Here is a 20240-nt window from a genome sequence, read left to right as displayed (position 1 = left end):
GACCCCGGGCCGCTGACCAGCCGCGTGTGCGCTCGATGACGCCGAGTGGAAGACTCGGGGTATGCAGTCCTACGGCGATGTCCCAGGCGCCGACGAACCGAAGCCGGACCCGGAAGTGACGATGCCCCCCGAGCCCAAGTCCTCGCGTGGGTTCTTCCGGCCCGCCCCCGCCGAACACGCCGTGCTGATCACCGAGGCCGCACCCTCGCTCGACGACCAGCATCGCGCCAGGGTGCGCCGCTACACGTTCATCATGGCCTTCCGGATCCCCTGCCTGATCCTGGCCGCGATCGCCTACAGCGCGTTCGAGAACCCGCTGCTCTCGATCCTGATCATCGCCGCCTCGGTGCCGCTGCCGTGGATCGCGGTGCTGATCGCCAACGACCGCCCGCCGCGGACCAAGGACGAACCCAGCCGCTGGGACGGCCGCACGAACCAGATCGCACTGGAATCCGGACGGCACAAGACCCTGGAATAGCGGCTACGCGGCCGTTGCCGGTCTGCGGACCAGCATCGACATGACCGCGGCGATCCCGCAGAGCGCACCGGCCACGTACCAGGCGAGGTCGTAGGAGCCCTGGACGTCGCGGATGAAGCCCGCGCCGGTGGCGGCCACGGCGGCGCCGACCTGGTGGGCGGCGAAGACCCAGCCGAACGCGATCGGGCCGTCGGCGCCGAAGAGTTCGCGGCACAGCAGCACGGTCGGCGGGACGGTCGCGATCCAGTCCAGGCCGTAGAACACGATGAACACCCACATACTCGGCTCGGTGTGCGGGCCGAGCAGCGACGGCAGGATCAGTAGCGAGAGCCCGCGCAGCGAGTAGTAGCCGAGGAGCAGGTAGCGCGGATCCACGCGGTCCGAGAGCCAGCCCGAGGCGATGGTGCCCGCCACATCGAAGATCCCGACCAGTGCGAGCAGCCCGGCCGCGGTGGTCGGCGGCATGCCGTGGTCGTGGGCCGCGGTGACGAAATGAGTGCCGACCAGGCCGTTCGTTGAAGCCCCACAGATCGCGAAACCGCCCGCCAGCAGCCAGAATCCGGGTCGGCGCGCGGCCGAGGCGAGCACCTTCAACGCCCGGTTGGCACCGCCCACGATCGGGACTCGCGCGCCCGCGTCCGAATCGGCCGGCGCCCCGTACGCGCGGACACCGACGTCGCTGGGATAGTCGCGCACGAACAGCCAGACCAGCGGCACCACCGACAGCGCCACTGCCGCCACGATCAACGACGGCAGCCGCCAGCCGTGCTCGGTGGCCAGCATCGACACCAGCGGCAGGAACACCAGCTGACCGGTGGCGCCCGCCGCGGTGAGCACTCCGGTGACCAGGCCACGACTCCGGACGAACCAACGACCGGTGATGGTCGCGACGAACGGCATCGACATCGACCCGACGCCGACACCCACCAGCAATCCCCACGTCGCCACCAGTTGCCACGCCTGGGTCATGAACACCGTCAGCCCGCTGCCCGCGGCGATCAGCACCAGCGCCGAACACACCACCTTGCGGATGCCGAATCGGTCCATCAGCGCGGCGGCGAACGGCGAGATCAGGCCGTAGAGCAGCATATTCAGCGAGATGGCGGTGGAGATCGTGGCGTGTGACCACCCGAATTCGGTGTGTAGCGGCTCGATGAGGACGCTGGGGACCGAGCGGAAGGCAGCCGCGCCGAGCAGGGCGACGAAGCCGACGCCCGCCACGATCCACGCGGGATGGAGTCGACGACGTTCGTCGGTGACCGATGCCGGTGCGGAAGTGAGATTGCCGGCCGGGTCGTCGCCGGTGGGCGGCGCGGGCACACGTAAATCGGTCACTCGGCCAGCGTGCCGGATCGACGCCGAGCGAGCGAGTGGCCGGTGTGACATGTTTCGTCAATATCCCGCCAACGGCGGGGTTGGCCGGGCGCGGGCGACCGGCGGCGAGCGAACTGCGCACGAAGGGCCGTGACAGCGGTGCCCGCACACCGAACCGATAAGGCTGTCGACAGCGGAGCGCGGGCCGCCTACCGTTCGGACAGGACCACCCGAGCTGCCTGACAGGACAACCGAATCCGGCCGACGGCTCCAGAGGCGTCCTCATAGTGGAAGGGAGACAGCATGATTCGCTGGACCTGGGCCTTTCTCGACCGACCCGTCGACACTTTCGCCGACTGCGCACGATTCTGGGCACGGGTCACCGACTCCACGGTCTCGGAACCGCGCGGCGAACACGATGAGTTCATCACCCTGCTGCCCGCCACCGGGCCCGCGTGGATCAAGATGCAGGCCGTCCACGACGACGGCGGCATCCACCTGGATCTCGACGTCGACGATCTCCCCGCGGCGGTAGCGACCGCGACCGGGCTCGGCGCCCACGTGGTCGCCGAGGTGGACGGCTACACCGTGCTGGAATCGCCTGCCGGACAGACGTTCTGCCTCATTCCCTCTACCGAGCCCCCCGGTCTCGGTCCGGCGCCGATCACGGTCTCGACCGCGCCCGATGGCACAGTGACCCGCCTCGATCAGATCTGCCTCGACCTGTCCCCCACCGACATCGACGCCGATACCGCCTTCTGGCAGGCACTCACCGACTGGACGCACAAGCCCGGCCGCCGCCCGGAATTCTCGCGCCTGCGTGGCCCCGACCAGCCACTGCACTTTCTGCTCCAGCGCCTCGATGAACCCGGCCCCACCGGCGCGCACGCCGACCTGGCCTCGTCGAACATCACCGCCACCGCAGCCTGGCACGAGTCCCTCGGCGCTACCCGGGTCACCGACGCCGAACACTGGATCGTCCTGCGTGACCCCGGAAATGCGCTGTACTGCGTGACATCCAGGGACCCCTACACCGGCTGAACCGCCACACACAGCGACCTGCCGCGAACACCGTCGATGTGCCGGTCCACTCAACGGCTTTCCATCCGGCCGCGCGAGGAACAAGCCGCCACAGCTACCGCGGTATTCAGCCGAGCCCGGGGTCTGCGCACGCGGCGACGCGCAGTGGCGGCTGCTCGTTCTCAGTGCTCGTGGCCCTGGCAGAGTAGGCGGGTGCCTACGAACCCGACGATGACCGACTCCCTGCTCACCGCGCTGTGCCCGGACCTGCGCACCGCGCTGATCCGGGTCGGCTACGACGCCGACACCCTCGTCGAGGCGTTGGGGCCCGATGTGCATGCGGCACTGAGCCGTTCGGAGCCGGTGCCGGTGCGGCGGGCGGCGCGGGCGGCGGGCGACCTCGGCACACTGGTGCGGTTGCTGCTGCTCGGCGACGTCCTGCCGGAGCGCGACGTCGCGACCGCGTTGGCGCCGGTGCGCATCGACGCGGCGGTGGCGGCGGGTCTGCTCGCGCGCGACGGTGACCAGGTGCGGGCCGCGCTGGATCTGCGGCCGCTCGATGTCGGCGCGGGCACCCGGTGGATCCTGTCCGATCTCGACGATTCGATGCGGCGGCGCACCCTCACCGAGGATCACGTCCTCGGCGTCGGGCACGCGTCGCTGTCGTTGCTGCGCGCCACACCCACCGAACCCGTCGGCACCGTGCTGGATCTGGGCACCGGCTGCGGTGTGCAGGCCGTGCACGCGGCGGGTTACGCGGGCCGGGTCACCGCCACCGATGTCAACGCGCGGGCCCTGTGGCTGGCGCAGGCCACGGCCGCGCTCAACGAACTCGATATCGAACTGCTCGAGGGGTCCTGGTTCGAGCCGGTGGCCGGGCGACGCTTCGACCAGGTCGTGGCCAATCCGCCGTTCGTGGTCGGTCCGGCACGCATCGAGCACACCTACCGCGACTCCGGGCTCGCCCTGGACGGGGCCAGCGAGCTGGTCATCGGGCAGGCGCCCGAGCTACTGGCCCCCGGCGGCACGGCGGCCATGCTCGCCGCCTGGGTCCACGTGGACGGCGAGGACTGGCGTCAACGCGTGTCGAGCTGGTTGCCCGCCCACGGCGTCGACGCGTGGGTCGTACAGCGCGACGTCGCCGATCCGGGCCTCTACGTCGGCACCTGGCTGCGCGACGCGGGCCTGGACCCGCGTGACCCGGCCGCCCAGGAACAGGCGGCGCGGTGGCTCGACGCCTTCGAGGCCGCCGACGTCGAAGGCGTCGGGTTCGGTTTCGTCTATCTGCGCGCGATCGACGGCCCCACCGAACTCCTCGCCGAGGACCTCACCCACGGTTTCGACGACCCGCTAGGCACCGAGGTGGCCGGGTATTTCGCGCGGTCGGCATGGTTGCGCGCGGTGGCCGCCGACGAAAATCTCGCGTGGGCATCCCGTTTCGCGCCGAGCCCGGCGACCGCGCTGGAGCGGGTGTATCTGCCCGGCGAGTTCGGCTGGACCGAGCAGGTGGCCCGGCTTCATCGCGGCGACGGACCACGCTGGCAGCACGAGGTCGACGAGTCGACGGTCGCGCTGGTCGCGGGAATGCGGCCCGACGGGCTGCCGTTGTACGAACTGATCGAACTACTCGCCCTCGCCGACGGAGCGGAGCAGGTCACGCCGGAATTCGCCGCCCAGGCCCTCGGTGTGGTCGCCGGACTCGTCCGGCACGGACTGGTGCGGCCCGTCTGAACCGCCCCGCGGTGGCAGCGAGTTCCGACCAGGACCCTCTTCTCAGGAACTTCTCAGCCGTTGGGGTGGGAACCAGCAGCTCAGAGCGGTTTATCGACCGCGGGATCGGGAACTTTCTCTAAGTCGGGTCCGTTGATCGGAGTGAGACACCACCGACAGGAGGCAAGTCATGACAAGCCCCGCCACCACTCGTTTGCGCCCCAGCGAGGCCGATATCGACGCCCAGAGCCCCGCAGCCGATCTGGTACGCGTGTACCTCAACGGAATCGGACGCACGGCACTGCTCACGGCGGCCGACGAGGTCGAATTGGCCAAGCGCATCGAGGCGGGCCTGTATGCCCAGAACCTGCTGTCAACCAGTAAGCGGTTGACGGCGGCTCGCAAGCGCGACCTGGCGATTCTGGTTCGCGAGGGCTCTGCCGCCCGCTCGCACCTGCTCGAGGCCAACCTGCGTCTGGTCGTATCCCTGGCCAAGCGCTACACGGGCCGCGGCATGCCGCTGCTGGACCTGATCCAGGAGGGCAACCTCGGGCTGATCCGCGCGATGGAGAAGTTCGATTACGCCAAGGGCTTCAAGTTCTCCACCTACGCCACCTGGTGGATCCGTCAGGCCATCACCCGCGGCATGGCCGATCAGAGCCGCACCATCCGGCTGCCCGTGCACCTGGTCGAACAGGTGAACAAGCTCGCCAGGATCAAGCGTGAACTGCATCAGCAGCTGGGCCGCGAGGCCACCGACGCCGAGCTGGCCAACGAGTCGGGCATCCCGGTGGAGAAGATCGCCGATCTGCTCGACCACAGCCGCGACCCGGTGAGCCTGGACATGCCCGTCGGCAACGACGAGGAGGCTCCCCTGGGCGACTTCATCGAGGACTCCGAGGCCACCTCCGCCGAGAGCGCCGTCATCGCCGGCCTGCTGCACCACGACGTGCGCAGCGTCCTGGCCACCCTCGACGAGCGCGAACAGCAGGTCATCCGCCTGCGCTTCGGTCTCGACGACGGCCAGCCGCGCACCCTGGACCAGATCGGCAAGCTCTTCGGCCTGTCTCGCGAGCGGGTCCGCCAGATCGAGCGCGAGGTCATGTCCAAGCTGCGCAAGGGCGACCGCGCCGACCGCTTGCGCGCCTACGCCAGCTGATCCGAAAACTCGACGGCCCCGCGGGGTCGTCTGCCGAAACGCCGACCGGCGACCGCGCACCCCTCCCCTCCGGGTCGCGAGCCGGTCGGCGTTGTTCGTTGCACCGGACCCACCGGCCACCATTCAGGCCAGCCGACGGGGGCCGGTGTCGAAGCGGCTCGGTTCGGGACCGATGCGCGCTCGGGCGTAGATGATCTCCGCCGAGGCCGAGGCGGCCAGTACGGGGTCGCAGGAGAGTTCGCGCATCTGGGGGATGTCGTCGAACAGGGCCGAGATGCGTTGAGCCAGCTCGGCCAGCGCGGCTTTGTCCACCCCCACTCTGCCCGGCCCGTCCGACAGCAGCGGCGCCGCGCGTGGTGCGTCGATGAGCGCGGTCGCTTCCTCCTCGGTCAGCGGCAGCGCGCGGTAAGCACGGTCGCCGAGCAGGTCGATGATCATGCCGGACAGGCCGAATTGGATGACCGACCCGAACGAGGGGTCGTCGGTGACGCGCAGTACGCAGCCGACACCCTTGGTCGCCATCTTCTGCACGTGCAGCAGCGGATCGCCGCAGATCTCCACCAGGTCGGTGTAGGCCTGCCGGACCGCCTCCGGTCCCCACAGATCCAGACGCACGCCGATCAGATCGGGTCGGCGCCGCCACAGCTCCCCCGTGGCCTTCGCCGCGACCGGATAACCGAGTTCCTCGGCCGCGGCGACCGCCTGGTCGGCATCGCGGACAGCCCGGAACTCGACCACGTCGATGCCGTAGCACCCGAGTAGCCGCACCGCCTCCTCGTCGGTGAGCCACCGCCCGCCCGACTCGGCGAGCCAGCCCTCCACCAGTGCCGCCGCGGCCGCGGTGTCGATTCCGGGCGGGCGCACCACCGGCGAGATCGGCCGATCCCGCCAGCGCGCGTACCGATCCACCCTGGCCAGCGCTCGCGCGGCTCGCTCGGGATCCGGGTAGGACGGGATGGACCCGCGCGCCGGCGCGCCCGCGGTGGTACGCACCGCCAACTGTCGCGGAATGCCCGATTCCGCGACGAACGTGGTGAGCACCGGCTTGCCCGGCGCCGCCGCGGCTGCCGCCCGCAATGCGTCCCCGAAGCCCTCCATCGGCACCGGAACAGGCGGGGCGACCACGACGATCACCGCGTCGACCTCCTCGCTGCGCAGCGCAGCCAGGACCGCTTCCCGGAAGTCGGCCGGTGTCGCCTCCGGCCCGAGATCCACCGGACCGTCCACGATCGCACTGTCCGCGCTCCGCACGGTCGGGCCGAGGTCGCCCTCGGTGTGGCTCGTCGGCCCGGCACTGTCGGCGGCCCGGTGAGCCGGCCGGGCACTGTCGATGGTCCGATCGGACGACCCGGCGCTACCTCTGGCCCGGTCGGGCGGCCCGGCACTACCTCTGGTCCGGTCGGGCCGCCCGGCGCTACCTGTGGTCCGGTCGGGCGGAGCGGCGCTACCTCTGGTCCGGTCGGCTGCGCCGGAGATGTCCCCTGCCCGGTCAGCCCCGGAATCGGCCGGGCCCCGGCTACCCCGTCGGGCACCGCGCAATCCCCACGCCGACCGTCCGGCACGCTCCGCGGCTCGCTCGGTGCGCTCGTCCGGCCGAGCGTTCCGCGGGTCCGGCTCCAGCGGTCGCGCAGCCTGCACACCGCGTTCGGTGGGCCGGGCTCCAGGACCTCGGTCGACTGCGGTGACGGGCCGGTGCACCCGCAGCCCTTCGCTGCGGGCGGCGTCGATGGCCAGCCAGTTCAGCGCGGCGCTGTTACCGACCACCGCGACCCGGGGGCCCTTCGGTAGCGGCTGACAGGCCAGCAGGGCGGCACAGTCGAACAGTTCGGAGATGGAGTCGACCTGGATGATCCCGGCTTGACCGAAGAGGTCGCGGACCACGATGCGGTCCATGTCGGCGCCGGCCGCGAGGCGACCGCTGCTCACCGCGACGATCGGTTTGCCGCGGGCCACCCGGCGTGCCAGCCGGGAGAACTTGCGCGGGTTACCGAAGCTCTCCAGGTACAGCAGGATCACCTCGGTATCGGCGGCGGTGTCCCAGTACTGGAGCAGGTCGTTGCCCGAGACGTCGGCCCGGTTTCCCGCCGAGACGAACGTCGACAGGCCGAGGTTACGGGCCGCGGCCTCGCCGAGGATCGCCGCACCGAGGGGGCCGGATTGGCAGAAGAAGCCGATCCGCCCGCGCTGGGGTAGCACCGGGGCCAGAGTCGCGTTGAGGCCGACCGCGGGATCGGTGTTGGCGATGCCGAGCGCGCTGGGTCCGACCACGCGCATTCCATGCCCGCGCGCCGCGGCGACCAGGTCGTGTTCAGCGGCCAGGCCAGCTGCTCCGGTCTCGCCGAAGCCCGCGGTCAACACGACAAGGCCCTTGACCCCCTTGGCCATGCAGTCGTCCAGGACCGCCCCGATCGCCGCGGGTGGCACCGCCACCACCGCCAGGTCCACCTCGTCGGGGATCTCGCTCACCGCGGCGTAGGCGCGCACGCCACGGACCGAGCGCCGGTGCAGGTTCACCGGAAACACGGGTCCGCTGAAACCGCCTGCCAGCAGATTCGCGAATACCGCGCCGCCGACCCGGGTCTGTTCCGGTGAGGCACCGATCACCGCGACCGAACCGGGTGCGAGCAGATTGCCGACACTGCGTGCTTCCGAGGCCGCCTCCCGCGAATCCCGCACGGTGCGCAGCGCTTCGGTGGGGTCGATGGCGAATTCGAGGTGTACCTCGGAACCGTCACGACTGCGCTGCAGTTGGTAGCCGGCCTCACGGAAGACCGTGATCATCGCCTCGTTCTCGGCCAGCACCTCGGCGACGAAGGCGATCACCTCGTTCTCGGCGGCGGCACCGGCGAGGTGTTCGAGCAACACCGAGCCGAGCCCACGCCCCTGGTGCTCGTCGGCGACCACGAACGCCACCTCGGCCGCGCGTGGGCCCGGCCGAGCGAGCAGTTCGTAGCGGGCCACGCCGATGATCGACGTGCCGAGCACCGCGACGAGACCGACCCGATCGCGGTAATCGACGTGGGTGGTGCGGTACATGTCCTTCGGCGAGATCTGCGGGTACGGACCGAAATAGCGCAGATACCGGGTGCGATCGGACAGGCGGGTGTGAAAGGCCGCGAGCGCGTCGGCGTCGGCGGGCACGATCGGGCGCACCCGGACCACGCCACCGTCGGCGGCGAGCACATCGCCGTACCAATGTTGGGGCGGCGCAGGCGGATTCGCGGGCGTGTCGGAGGTATCGGGGAGCAGTGGCTCAGTCACGAGGATCCTCCGGATCGAGCCCGAGCAGACCGAAACTCGCCCGCCGGGTGGCCGTGATGGCGGTGTCGACCGCGCGCTGCGCGCGGATCTGGCCCGCGTCGCCGATCTCGGGTGTGCCGCCGGGGCCGTCCCAGGCCCGATAAGCGGTGTCGCCTCCGTCACCCATGGTCGTCGGTGGTTGCACGCGCGGCGCGGTCGCGCGCACCTGGTCGATCCAGTCGGCGGGCACCGGTGTTTCGGGGGCGAGCGGCCGGTCGAGTGCCGCGGCGAGCAGGTGGGTCCAGGCGCGCGGCACCACCCGCACCACGCCGTATCCGCCACCGCCGATGGCCAGCCACCGCCCTTCGGCGTATTCGTCGGCGAGATCGCGCATCGCGAGGAAGGCCGCGCGCTGACCGTCGACGGTGAGTTCCAGATCGGCCAGCGGGTCTTCGCGATGGGTGTCGACACCGCACTGGCTGATGATGATCTGCGGGCGGAACGCGGCGACCGCACCGGGTACCACCGCGTGAAATCCCCTCAGCCACTGTGCGTCCCGGGTGCCCGGCATCAGCGGCAGATTGATCGAGGTACCTTCGGCCGCCCCGACCCCGGTCTCTTCTGGCCAGCCGGTATTGGGCCACAACGTCGCCGGATGCTGGTGTATCGACACCGTGAGCACCCGCGGATCGGCGTAGAAGGCGCGTTGCACACCGTCGCCGTGATGGACGTCGACATCGAGGTAGGCGATGCGGTCGAAGCCGTGGTCGAGCAGCCACGAGATGGCGATCGCGGCATCGTTGTAGACGCAGAACCCCGCCGCCGAATCCGGCATGGCGTGGTGCATTCCACCGCCGATGCTCACAGCCCGCCGGGTACGGCCCGCCGCGATCTCCCTGGCGGCGGCGAGAGTGCCGCCGACGATCACCGACGCCGCCTCGTGCATCTGCGGGAACACCGGATTGTCGGCGGTTCCGAGCCCGTAGAGGACATCCTCGGGCGTCGGCGGCCCCTGTCCGGCCCGGCGCACCGCCTCGATGTAGGCGCTGCTGTGGACCCGCATCAGGTCGGCTTGGGTGGCCGCGTCGGGTGCCAACGGTTCGACACCATCGAGAAGACCTAGGCTTTCGGCCAGCGACATGGTGTATTGCAGGCGCGCCGGCTTCATCGGATGCTCCGGACTCCAGGTGTAGCCGAGGAATCGCTCGGTCCACACGACGGTCCCACTGGTTTCGCTGCGCGGCGACGTGACCATGGTCGCCACGCTAGCCGGAAGCAGCGGCCCCCGTGCGGCGTTGACATGCAGTAGAAATAGGGCCGCTGGTCCGACGGGCGGACCGGCGTTCGCGCGTGGGTAGAATTCGTGCTGACGAAGGGGTATCAGGTGAAGGATCTGGTCGACACCACGGAGATGTATCTCCGTACCATCTACGACCTCGAGGAAGAGGGCGTGGTGCCGTTGCGGGCACGCATCGCCGAACGCCTCGAGCAGAGTGGTCCGACGGTGAGCCAGACGGTCGCGCGGATGGAGCGCGACGGCCTGTTGCTCGTCGCGGGCGATCGCCATCTCGAGCTCACCGACAAGGGCCGTTCCATGGCCGTCTCGGTGATGCGCAAGCACCGGCTCGCCGAGCGGTTGCTGGTCGACATCATCGGTCTGGACTGGGAGAACGTCCACGCCGAGGCGTGTCGCTGGGAGCACGTGATGAGCGAGGAAGTGGAGCGGCGCCTGATCGAGGTGCTCAACCACCCGACCACCTCGCCCTACGGCAACCCGATTCCCGGCCTGGACGAACTCGGTCTCGCCGACGCTCCCGCCGCCGAGGAGAAGCTGATCCGGCTCTCCGATCTGCCCAACGGCGCGCTGCACGCGGTGGTCGTGCGCAGGCTGGCCGAACACATCCAGACCGACCCGGAGGTCATCGGGCGGCTGCGTGAGGCGGGCGTGGTGCCCGACGCACGCGTTACCGTGGAGACCAAGCCGGGTGCGGTACTGATCACGGTGCCGGGCCACAACGGTTTCGAACTGTCCGAAGAGATGGCGCATGCCGTCCAGGTGAGGCTGGTCTGATTCGTGAAACTTCTTGTCACCGGCGGCGCCGGCTACGTGGGTGGCGGTTGCGCCGCCGTGCTGCTCGAAGAGGGCCACGAGGTGGTCGTGGTCGATGACCTCTCGACCGGTAACGCCGACGGTGTGCCGGCCGGTGCCCGGTTCGTCGACGGTGATATCGCTGTCGCCGCCCCCGATCTGCTGCGTGCCGAATCCTTCGACGGTGTTCTGCATTTCGCGGCGCAGTCGCTGGTCGGCGAGTCGGTGGAGCAGCCCGAGAAGTACTGGCACGGCAACGTCGTGAAGACGCTGACGCTGCTCGAGGCGATCCGTGAGACCGGAACCCCCCGCCTGGTGTTCTCCTCCACCGCCGCGGTGTACGGCGAGCCCGAGCAGGTCCCGATCACCGAGGCCTCGCCCACTCGCCCCACCAATCCCTACGGCGCCAGCAAGCTGGCCATCGATCACGCCATCACCTCCTACGCGGTGGCCCACGACCTGGCCGCGATTAGCCTGCGCTATTTCAACGTGGCGGGCGCCTATGCCGGGCTCGGCGAGAACCGGGTGGTGGAAACACATCTGATCCCCCTCGTGTTACAAGTGGCGCTGGGTCACCGCAAGGCCATTTCGGTGTACGGCACCGACTGGCCGACGCCGGACGGTACGTGCGTGCGTGACTACATCCACATCCGCGACCTGGCGCAGGCGCATCTGCTCGCGCTGTCGTCGTCGCAGCCGGGCACGCACCGGATCTGCAACCTGGGTTCGGGCACGGGTTTCTCGGTGCGCGAAGTGATCTCGGCGTGCGAGCGGGTCACCGGTCTGCCGATCGAGACGATCGACGCGCCGCGCCGCGCGGGTGATCCGGCCGTATTGATCGCCTCCAGTGATCGCGCGGTCGCCGAACTGGGCTGGCGACCCGAGCACAACGACCTCGACGAGATCGTCTCCGACGCCTGGGATTTCCTGCGTTCCCTCGGCACGAAGGCCCACAGCGCTCGCTGACCTTCCTGACTCACCGGGTGATCGGGCCGATGTCGACCCCGAGATCGGCGGCGATCTGGTGACCACACAGCGCGAGTCTGCGCAGCCGTTCGGGCCGCAGTCCGGTCTGTAGCGAGGTCTCCAGCAGCACCGCCATCGCGTGCTCGGCGTCGGCCTCGACGGCGGCGGCGATCGCGACGCCGGCGAACGGTCCGTCGCCGCGCAGGTAGGCACTGAAGCCGAGCAGGGCCGCTGCTTCGGCGCGGTCGGTACCGGGTGTCGCCCTGGCCAACTGCGCCCACAGCCGCTCGGCGGCCTCGGCGTGATCGCCGACCGCGAGGCCGTACACGGCGTCGCGGATCGGCCGGTCACGCAGGGTCGCGGCCAGTCGCGCGAGTTCGCGCGCGGCACGCGGTGCGCCGGACGCGGTGTCGGCGATCTGCCACAGCACCCATTCCAGTGCCCGCCGCTGGTAGGCCAGGGCGTCACCGGCGCGCGTCGCCGCCGCCAGCCCACCCCGGTAGCGCGCGTCCGCGGGCCCGAGCTGAGCGCGCACGCGCGCGCTCAGCAGCTCGTCGGGAACCATCAGCGCCGTCATCTCCTGACGCGAGCCGCGAATCTGCTTGCCTTCCAGCACATGCGACACGGCGACGATCGAGGACGACGGATCGGCGACCAGGCCGGTCCCGACCAGGCCGAACACACTGCGGTAGCGTTCGCCCGCCGCGATCGCGGGCACCGACCAGGCACCGCGGACCGCGATCCCGTCCTCGGCCAGTACGTCGATCAATTCGGCCGCGCGCAGAACTTCCTCGCTCTCGAACTCGGCACGGTCCTCGACGAAGACGGCGAGCACCCCGCTCGCCTCTTCGCGCAGGCAGATCGATGCCAGGCAGGCGGTGAACTGGTCGAGCAGCCGGATGTCGGTGGCTACGTCGAGGTCGAAGCGCACCACCGCCTCGATCGCCTCGGCCGCACCGCCCGCCACCTCGTGCAGCACGGCAACGACGAGGGACCGTTCGGGGACGAAGCCGAGCATCGCGGGCAGGGCGGCGATCAGCTCACCGGGTTCGTCGACCCGCAGCGGTGGGCGCGGCGGCCCGCCGGGATAGCGGGGAGTGGATTCGGCGCAGCCGAGTGCGCGGGGAAACGGGCCGGAGCGCTTGACCCGGCGGGTGGGGTTCGTCGAAGGCGTCATGGCTCCACGGTGCCCGCCTGCTCCCCCGCACCGGGTGCACCGACCTGGGCTTTCATCCGCACTGTGCGTAGCGCCGAAGCTGTGGAGCAACCCCGGTCCCGGCCGTGCACTGCGGGCGAACTTGTCACCGCCTGGTGGTAGGCGCTTCAGCTACCGCGTACGGCGGCGGCGGTGGTGGCGAACATCTCGTCCACTGCGGCCGTATCCGGTTGTCCCGCACCGAAGGTCATCGACGTCACCGTGATGCGCACGTCGCCGATCTGCCCGATCGAGGTCTGCATCGTCTGCGTCAGCCCCGCACCGCCGACTTCGGGAACCACGGTGCGCCGCAACGCTATCGCGTCGTCGGTACCGGTCGGCGCGGTCCGGTCGAGCGCGGTTGTGACGGTGGACCCCGCACCCGCCCGCCGAACCTGGATCAGCCCGCACTCACCGAGTCGGTCGCGCAGCGACGACACCGGTTCGGCGCTACGCGACAACTCGACGGTCAGGGTGGCCCGGCTCGCGTCATCGGTCCCGACCGCCACCGCCGCGGGCTCCCCGCCGGGCTCGGCCTCGGCCGGCGTGCATTTCGCCGGGCTGACGGTCGCGCCCGCCCCCACGCCGTCGAGATCGGCCGCGGCCGCCGTCGCCGCCTGGGCAGGCAGCACGACCGCCGGATACCGGGCCGGAAACCGCGACGGCGCGGGCAGCAGCTCGGCCAGCGAACCATCGATCTGCCGCACCGCTACCGCGCTCTCGGCGACCGGTGTCCCGCTGACGCTCTGCCCACACCCGGTGAGTGCGAACGACACGGCCACCAACCCCAGCCACCAGCGGCGCAGGCCCGGATCACCCGCGCGGATCGGTGTCGCCTGCGCCACGTTCACACCGTCCACTGTGCCCCACCGCCTCGATCGGCCCGGTCGCGCCACGCCGGACGGGATGCGCGGCACAGCCCGGTCCCCCGCGGCGGGCGGGAATGCGCGAGGTGTCCATGCTGTTGCCTAACAGGACGAGCCGTCCCCGGCCGTGTGTGATGGCACTGCTCGCGTGGGGGACAATGGAGATCCGCTTCCCCACCCCGCGAGCGATGGTGGACCGCGCAGGAAGGAGAAACGCGATGGATGACCAGTCGCACATGTACGAACTGGAGTTTCCGGCGCCGCAGTTGTCCTCGGACGACGGTGCGGGCCCCGTGCTGGTGCACGGTCTGGAAGGTTTCACCGACGCCGGACACGCCGTGCGTCTGGCGACGACCCATCTGCGCGAGAGCCTCGAATCGGAACTGGTCGCGTCCTTCGACGTCGACGAGTTGCTCGATTACCGGTCGCGCCGCCCGCTGATGACGTTCAAGACCGATCATTTCGCCGACTACGCGGAACCGGAACTGAACCTGTGGGCGTTGCGCGACACCGCGGGGACCCCGTTCCTGCTGCTCTCGGGCCTGGAACCGGACCTGCGCTGGGAGAAGTTCACCACCGCGGTGCGGCTGCTGGCCGAACAGCTGGGCGTGCGCCGCACGATCGGCCTGTCGGCGATTCCGATGGCGATCCCGCACACCCGTCCGCTCGGTGTCACCGCGCATTCCTCGGATCGTTCGCTGATCGGCGAGCACCAGCGCTGGCCGGGCGAGTTGCAGGTGCCGGGCAGCGCGTCGTCGCTGCTCGAGTACCGGATGGCGCAGCACGGCCACGAATCGCTCGGATTCTCGGTGCACGTGCCGCACTACCTGGCCCAGACCGATTACCCCGAGGCCGCGCAGACGCTGCTGGAGAACTTCGCCGACAACGCCGGCCTGGATCTGCCGCTCTCGGCGCTGGGTGAGGCGGCCGCGCGGGTGCGTGAGCAGGTCGCCGAGCACATCGCGGGCAACGAGGAAGTGGAGACGGTCGTCACAGCACTGGAACGCCAGTACGACAGTTTCGTCACCGCGCAGGAGCGCCAGTCAAGCTTGCTCGCCGCCGACGGCGAACTACCCAGCGGTGAGGAGCTCGGGGCGGAGTTCGAGCGCTTCCTGGCCGAGCAGGGCGGGTACGACGACACCTCCGGCGACGGCAAGGACTGACCCGCACACCCACTGGACGTAGCTGCGCTTTCGCTGCGGCCGACGAGGGCTTCGACCGCTGCGCAGACTAGGGTGGTCGGAGTGGATCTGACCGACCTACTGGAAATTCCCGGGACCGACGCCGACGCGCTCTACGAGTCGTTTGCGGCGTGGGCTGCCGAGCAGGGCACAACCCTGTATCCAGCGCAGGACGAGGCGCTGATGGAGTTGGCGTCGGGGTCCAATGTCATTCTGGCGACGCCGACCGGCTCCGGAAAGTCTCTGGTGGCGGTCGGCGCGCACCTGTTCGCCATGGCCAACGGGCAGCGCAGCTACTACACCGCGCCGATCAAGGCGCTGGTCAGCGAAAAGTTCTTCGCGCTGTGTGAGGTGTTCGGCGCGGAGAACGTCGGCATGGTGACCGGTGACGCGGCGGTCAACGCCGACGCCCCGATCATCTGCGCCACGGCGGAGATCCTGGCGAACCTGGCGTTGCGCGAGGGCGCGGCGGCCGAGGTCGGCCAGATCGTGATGGACGAGTTCCATTTCTACGCCGACCCCGACCGCGGCTGGGCGTGGCAGGTGCCGATCATCGAACTCCCCCGCGCCCAATTCCTGCTGATGTCGGCGACATTGGGCGAAGTGGACTTCTTCGCCGCCGATCTCGAGGCGCGCACCGGCCGCTCGACCACGGTGGTCGCGGGCACCGAACGTCCTGTCCCACTGACGTTCTCGTACGTGCGCACCCCGATCACCGAGACTCTCGAAGAACTGGTGACCACCCACCAGGCGCCGGTCTACGTCGTGCACTTCACCCAGGCCGCCGCGCTCGAACGCGCGCAGGCGCTGACGAGCGTGAATTTCGCCTCCCGGGCCGAGAAGGACGCGATCGCCACCGCCATCGGCGATTTCCGGTTCGCATCGGGCTTCGGCAAGACGCTGTCGCGGCTGATCCGTCACGGCATCGGTGTGCACCACGCGGGCATGCTGCCCAAATATCGCCGCCTCGTGGAGAAGCTCGCTCAGGACGGGCTGCTGAAAGTGGTGTGCGGCACCGACACCCTCGGCGTCGGCATCAACGTCCCGATCCGCACCGTGCTGCTCACCGGTCTCACCAAGTACGACGGGGTGCGCACCCGCAGGCTCAAAGCGCGTGAGTTCCATCAGATCGCCGGGCGCGCGGGTCGCGCGGGCTACGACACCATGGGCACTGTGGTGGTGCAGGCTCCCGAGCACGAGGTCGAGAACACCCGCCTCATCGCCAAGGCGGGCGACGATCCGAAGAAGCAGCGAAAAGTGGTGCGCCGCAAGCCCCCGGAGGGTTTCGTCTCGTGGAGCGAGGAGACCTTCGACCGGCTGATCGCCGCCCCGCCCGAGCCGATGGTGTCGCGCTTCGCGGTGACGAACTCGATGTTGCTCAATGTGATCGCCCGCCCGGGCAACTGCTTCTACGCGATGCGTCACCTGCTCGAGGACAACCACGAGCCGCGTCCCGCGCAACGCAAGCACATCCTGCGAGCCCTGCGACTGTACCGGTCGCTGCGCGATGCCGGTGTGGTGCAACAACTTTCCGAGCCCGACGCGAAGGGCAGGATGGCGCGGCTGACCGTCGACCTGCAACGCGATTTCGCGCTGGACCAACCACTGTCACCGTTCGCGCTGGCCGCGTTCGACCTTCTCGATCGCGAAAGCCCCACCTACACACTCGACGTCGTCTCCCTGATCGAGGCCACCCTCGAGGACCCGCGCCAGCTGCTGATGGCCCAACAGCACAAGGCCCGTGGTGTCGCCGTCAACGAAATGAAGGCCGACGGTATCGAATACGAGGAGCGGATGGAGCTCCTGGAGGAAGTCACCTGGCCCAAACCCCTGGCCGAGCTGATCGATCCGATGTTCGAGACCTACCGAGCCGGCCACCCCTGGGTGTCGGAATTCGCGCCGTCACCGAAGTCGGTGGTGCGCGACATGATCGAACGCGCGATGACCTTCGCCGAATTGATCTCGCACTACGAGCTGACCCGCTCCGAAGGCGTCGTGCTGCGCTACCTCGCCGACGCCTACCGTGCCCTGCGCCGCACCGTGCCCGACGCCGCCCGCACCGAGGATCTCGACGACCTCACCGAATGGCTCGGCGAACTCATCCGCCAGGTCGACTCGAGCCTGCTCGACGAGTGGGAACAGCTCACCAACCCCGGCGCCGAGAACGACGCCCAGCAGATAGCCTTCGGCGCCGAAACGGTGCGCCCGATCACCGCCAACGAACGCGCCTTCCGGATCATGGTGCGCAACGCCATGTTCCGCCGGGTGGAGCTGGCGTCGCGACAGCGCTGGTACGAACTCGATCAACTCGGCACCGGCCCCGATTGGGCCGAGGACTTCGCCCCCTATTTCGACGAGTACGCCACGATCGGCACCGGCCCCGACGCGCGCGGCCCACAGCTGTTCGGGATCGAGCAGCGGCCCGGTTTCTGGCATGTCCGCCAGGTGATCGACGACCCCGCGGGTGATCACGGCTGGGCGCTCACGGCGATCGTGGATCTCGAGGAATCCGACGCCGCGGGCGAGGTCGTGTTCGACGAGGTCACAGTCACGGCAGGATGAGTAATACCAGTTGCCTATGACGAATATGACGAATGTTTGACGGATTCGTTGTTGGGTAGGCGCCGCTGATAGTCTCTCCCGGCTGCCGACCGAAAGTTCACCTGTGCCCGAATCCCCGTACCTTGTCATCGACCCCGAGCGGGTACGTGCCAACTACCGAACCCTCGACGCCGCCGTCGCTGTCGGCACCCGGATCAGGTACGCGGTCAAGGCGGCGCCGGTGGCGGAACTGATCACCCTGCTCGACGACGAGGGCGCCGAATTCGACGTCGCCAGTATCGGCGAGATCGACCAGTGCCTCGACCTCGGCGTCGCGCCCGAGCGGCTCTGCTACGGCAACCCGATCAAGAAGAGCGCCCATATCGCGCGCGCCTTCGCCCTAGGGGTGCGCCGCTACGCCTTCGATACCGAGGACGACCTCGACCGTATCGCCGAGCACGCCCCCGGCTCCGAGGTCGAGTGCCGGTTCCTGTCCTCGGCCCCCAAATCACGGACCCCGTTCGGCACCAAGTTCGGATGCGCGCCCGCCGAAGCCCTGCGGCTGCTGGTGCGCGCCCGGGATCTGGGCCTGCGGGTCGGCGGCCCCTATTTCCACGTCGGCTCCCAGCAGCTCGACCCCGCCGCATGGCGGATCGGCATCGAGCAGGCGGGTGCGATCGTCACGGCGCTGGCGGACAAGGACATTCACGTCACGGCGGTCAATGTGGGCGGCGGTCTGCCGATCTCCTACGTCGACGCCGCCCCCGAACTCGACGCGATCGCGGCCGCCATCTCCGGCGCCGCCGCCGAGTTCCTGCCCGCGGCCATCGGCCTGATCGTGGAACCCGGCCGTGCGCTGGTGGGTAACGCGGGCACTGTGCACGCCGAGGTCGTCGGCGTGCGATTCGCGCCGGATGGCCGGCGCTGGGTGTATCTCGACATCGGCCGATACAACGGTATGGCCGAGACCGAGAACGAGTACATCGCCTACCGTTTCGTCACCGATCGCGACGGCGATCCGGTGTCGGAGGCGGTGGTCGCGGGTCCGACCTGCGACGGCGACGATGTACTGTATCAACGCACGAAGGTCCTTCTGCCGACCACGTTGCGAGCCGGTGACCGGATTCAGATCCTGCACACCGGCGCCTATACCGCGAGTTATTCGTCGGTGTCCTTCAATGGTTTTCCGCCCTTGACCGTTCATGTCTCGGGCGCTGAGCGAGAGTGAGTTTGCCCATGACGGCGGAATTCACCGGTTGGCACGTGCTGGCCGAGTTCGGTGGCGTCGACACAGCCCTGTGTGACGATCTCGAACGACTCGAATCGGCGTTGCGTGAGTCTCTGATCGCGGCGGGCGTCACCATCTGCGAAGTCGTTCACAAAAAGTTCGATCCGCAGGGGGTGACCGTCCTCGCGCTGTTGTCGGAGTCTCACGCCTCGATTCACACTTATCCGGAGTCCGGCGACATCTTCGTCGACGTCTTCACCTGCGGCAGCATCGGTGCGGGCGCGACGAAAGCTGTCGAGCTGCTCCGAGACAAGTTGTCCCCCACCACAGTTCGGATGCAGACGGTCCAGCGTGGCCACGGCGCCGAGAAGATCTACGAACCGGTGGGCGACGGCCTGACCCGGATCTGGGATCTGCACGAGGTGATCGTGGATACGAACACCCCGTTCCAGCACATGGTGATCGCGCGGACCGATCAGGGGATCTCCCTGTTCTCCGACGACGATCGTCAGTCCACCGAGTTCTCCCAGGTCACCTACCACGAGGCCATGATGGTCCCGGCGTTCGTGCTGGCGGAGAAGCTCGACCGGGTGCTGATCATCGGGTCCGGTGAGGGTGTGGCCTCGCAGATGTCGGTGGCGGCCGGGGCGACCCTGGTCGACCATGTCGACATCGATCAGCGCGAAGTGGAGCTGTGTGCCGAGCACCTGCCCTACGGCTACACCACCGAAGAGCTGACCGCCGCAGTCGAGCACGAGGGCCCGGTGCACGTGCACTACGCCGACGGCTGGGACTTCCTGGCGAACGCGCAGGAGGCGGGCACCCGCTACGACGTGATCGTGATCGATCTGCCCGACGAGCGCGTCGAGGACGCCCAGCACAACCGACTCTACGAGTCGGAGTTCCTGTCCCGATGTAAGGCGCTGCTCGCCCCCGGCGGCGTGCTGTCGGCGCAGGCCGGCTGCGCGACCATGTGGCGCAACGAGACGCTGAAGCGTTCGTGGGGTCGTTTCCACGAGCAGTTCGCCACCGTGGTCCCCTACGGCAGCGACGAGCACGAATGGACCTTCCTGTTCGGCCTGAACGAGAAGATCGACGACCCGGTTCGCGGCATGCGCGACCGTCTCGCTCTGCTCCCCTACCGCGCCGAGACCATCGACGCGCGGGCCCTGGAGCGCGGTGCGGTCGAGCCGTACGCCCTGCGCGACCGGTAGGAAAACCACCGACAGCGGGCCGCGACGCAGTATGCGTCG

The 20240-nt window shown here is 69.4% G+C and carries 15 protein-coding genes; 10 read left to right on the top strand and 5 right to left on the bottom strand.

The genetic code is table 11. The annotated features are described in order from the left end of the window. Positions 1–121: 121 nt before the first annotated feature. On the top strand, positions 122–478 hold the full coding sequence (locus ACWF99_RS07285) for a DUF3099 domain-containing protein (protein ID WP_378628280.1): 357 nt from the start codon (positions 122–124) through the stop codon (positions 476–478). 3 nt (positions 479–481) lie between these two features. On the opposite strand, the gene ACWF99_RS07280 is transcribed toward ACWF99_RS07285, so the two are convergent. Then, on the bottom strand, positions 482–1813 hold the full coding sequence (locus ACWF99_RS07280; RefSeq protein ID WP_452535343.1) for an MFS transporter: 1332 nt from the start codon (positions 1811–1813) through the stop codon (positions 482–484). Between the two features lie 282 nt (positions 1814–2095). On the opposite strand from ACWF99_RS07280, the gene ACWF99_RS07275 reads away from it, so the two are divergent. The 3 genes from ACWF99_RS07275 to ACWF99_RS07265 all read left to right on the top strand — a co-directional run bounded on the left by ACWF99_RS07275 (position 2096) and on the right by ACWF99_RS07265 (position 5681). Further along, positions 2096–2833 (top strand): VOC family protein, encoded by a 738-nt coding sequence (locus ACWF99_RS07275; RefSeq protein WP_452535341.1) that lies wholly within the window; start codon positions 2096–2098, stop codon positions 2831–2833. A gap of 210 nt (positions 2834–3043) precedes the next feature. After that, positions 3044–4543, top strand: a complete 1500-nt coding sequence (locus tag ACWF99_RS07270) for a DUF7782 domain-containing protein (protein WP_378663972.1) — start codon at positions 3044–3046, stop codon at positions 4541–4543. Positions 4544–4712: 169 nt separating this feature from the next. Next, entirely contained in the window at positions 4713–5681 is a 969-nt protein-coding gene (locus ACWF99_RS07265) for a sigma-70 family RNA polymerase sigma factor (RefSeq protein WP_378626663.1), read from the top strand. 123 nt (positions 5682–5804) lie between these two features. Here the strand turns inward: ACWF99_RS07265 and ACWF99_RS07260 are convergent, their stop codons facing one another. Next, the gene (locus ACWF99_RS07260) at positions 5805–8942 is read right to left on the bottom strand and encodes a GNAT family N-acetyltransferase (RefSeq protein WP_452535339.1); all 3138 of its coding nucleotides are present in this window, start codon (positions 8940–8942) and stop codon (positions 5805–5807) included. Beyond that, entirely contained in the window at positions 8935–10176 is a 1242-nt protein-coding gene (locus ACWF99_RS07255) for an acetoin utilization protein AcuC (protein WP_378626659.1), read from the bottom strand. The genes ACWF99_RS07260 and ACWF99_RS07255 overlap by 8 nt, the downstream gene beginning before the upstream one ends. A 129-nt stretch (positions 10177–10305) precedes the next feature. Here ACWF99_RS07255 and ACWF99_RS07250 point away from each other — a divergent pair, with 129 nt between their 5' ends. Together ACWF99_RS07250 and galE are read left to right on the top strand one after the other, a co-directional pair. Next, positions 10306–10992, top strand: a complete 687-nt coding sequence (locus ACWF99_RS07250) for a metal-dependent transcriptional regulator (protein WP_056815561.1) — start codon at positions 10306–10308, stop codon at positions 10990–10992. Between the two features lie 3 nt (positions 10993–10995). Beyond that, complete coding sequence (galE, locus tag ACWF99_RS07245; protein ID WP_452535337.1) at positions 10996–11976, top strand: UDP-glucose 4-epimerase GalE; 981 nt, start codon at positions 10996–10998, stop codon at positions 11974–11976. Between the two features lie 10 nt (positions 11977–11986). Here galE and ACWF99_RS07240 read toward each other — a convergent pair whose 3' ends face one another. Together ACWF99_RS07240 and ACWF99_RS07235 are read right to left on the bottom strand one after the other, a co-directional pair. Then, positions 11987–13153: a DUF4192 domain-containing protein gene (locus ACWF99_RS07240; protein ID WP_452535336.1), complete on the bottom strand. Its 1167-nt coding sequence runs from the start codon at positions 13151–13153 to the stop codon at positions 11987–11989. A gap of 146 nt (positions 13154–13299) precedes the next feature. Continuing rightward, on the bottom strand, positions 13300–14022 hold the full coding sequence (locus tag ACWF99_RS07235; protein ID WP_378626655.1) for a sensor domain-containing protein: 723 nt from the start codon (positions 14020–14022) through the stop codon (positions 13300–13302). A 233-nt stretch (positions 14023–14255) separates the two neighbouring features. On the opposite strand from ACWF99_RS07235, the gene ACWF99_RS07230 reads away from it, so the two are divergent. The 4 genes from ACWF99_RS07230 to speD all read left to right on the top strand — a co-directional run bounded on the left by ACWF99_RS07230 (position 14256) and on the right by speD (position 20201). Next, a complete protein-coding gene (locus ACWF99_RS07230; RefSeq protein ID WP_378626654.1) occupies positions 14256–15200 on the top strand; it encodes a PAC2 family protein in 945 nt (314 codons plus the stop codon). Positions 15201–15281: 81 nt separating this feature from the next. Beyond that, entirely contained in the window at positions 15282–17780 is a 2499-nt protein-coding gene (locus ACWF99_RS07225; protein ID WP_378663989.1) for a DEAD/DEAH box helicase, read from the top strand. 103 nt (positions 17781–17883) lie between these two features. Continuing rightward, entirely contained in the window at positions 17884–18987 is a 1104-nt protein-coding gene (locus ACWF99_RS07220; RefSeq protein WP_452535333.1) for a type III PLP-dependent enzyme, read from the top strand. 8 nt (positions 18988–18995) lie between these two features. Continuing rightward, a complete protein-coding gene (speD, locus tag ACWF99_RS07215) occupies positions 18996–20201 on the top strand; it encodes an adenosylmethionine decarboxylase (protein WP_378626649.1) in 1206 nt (401 codons plus the stop codon). The last annotated feature ends 39 nt before the right edge of the window (positions 20202–20240 follow it).

The organism is Nocardia sp. NPDC055002, assembly GCF_053608825.1.
This window is presented reverse-complemented; position numbering and strand designations above follow the sequence as displayed.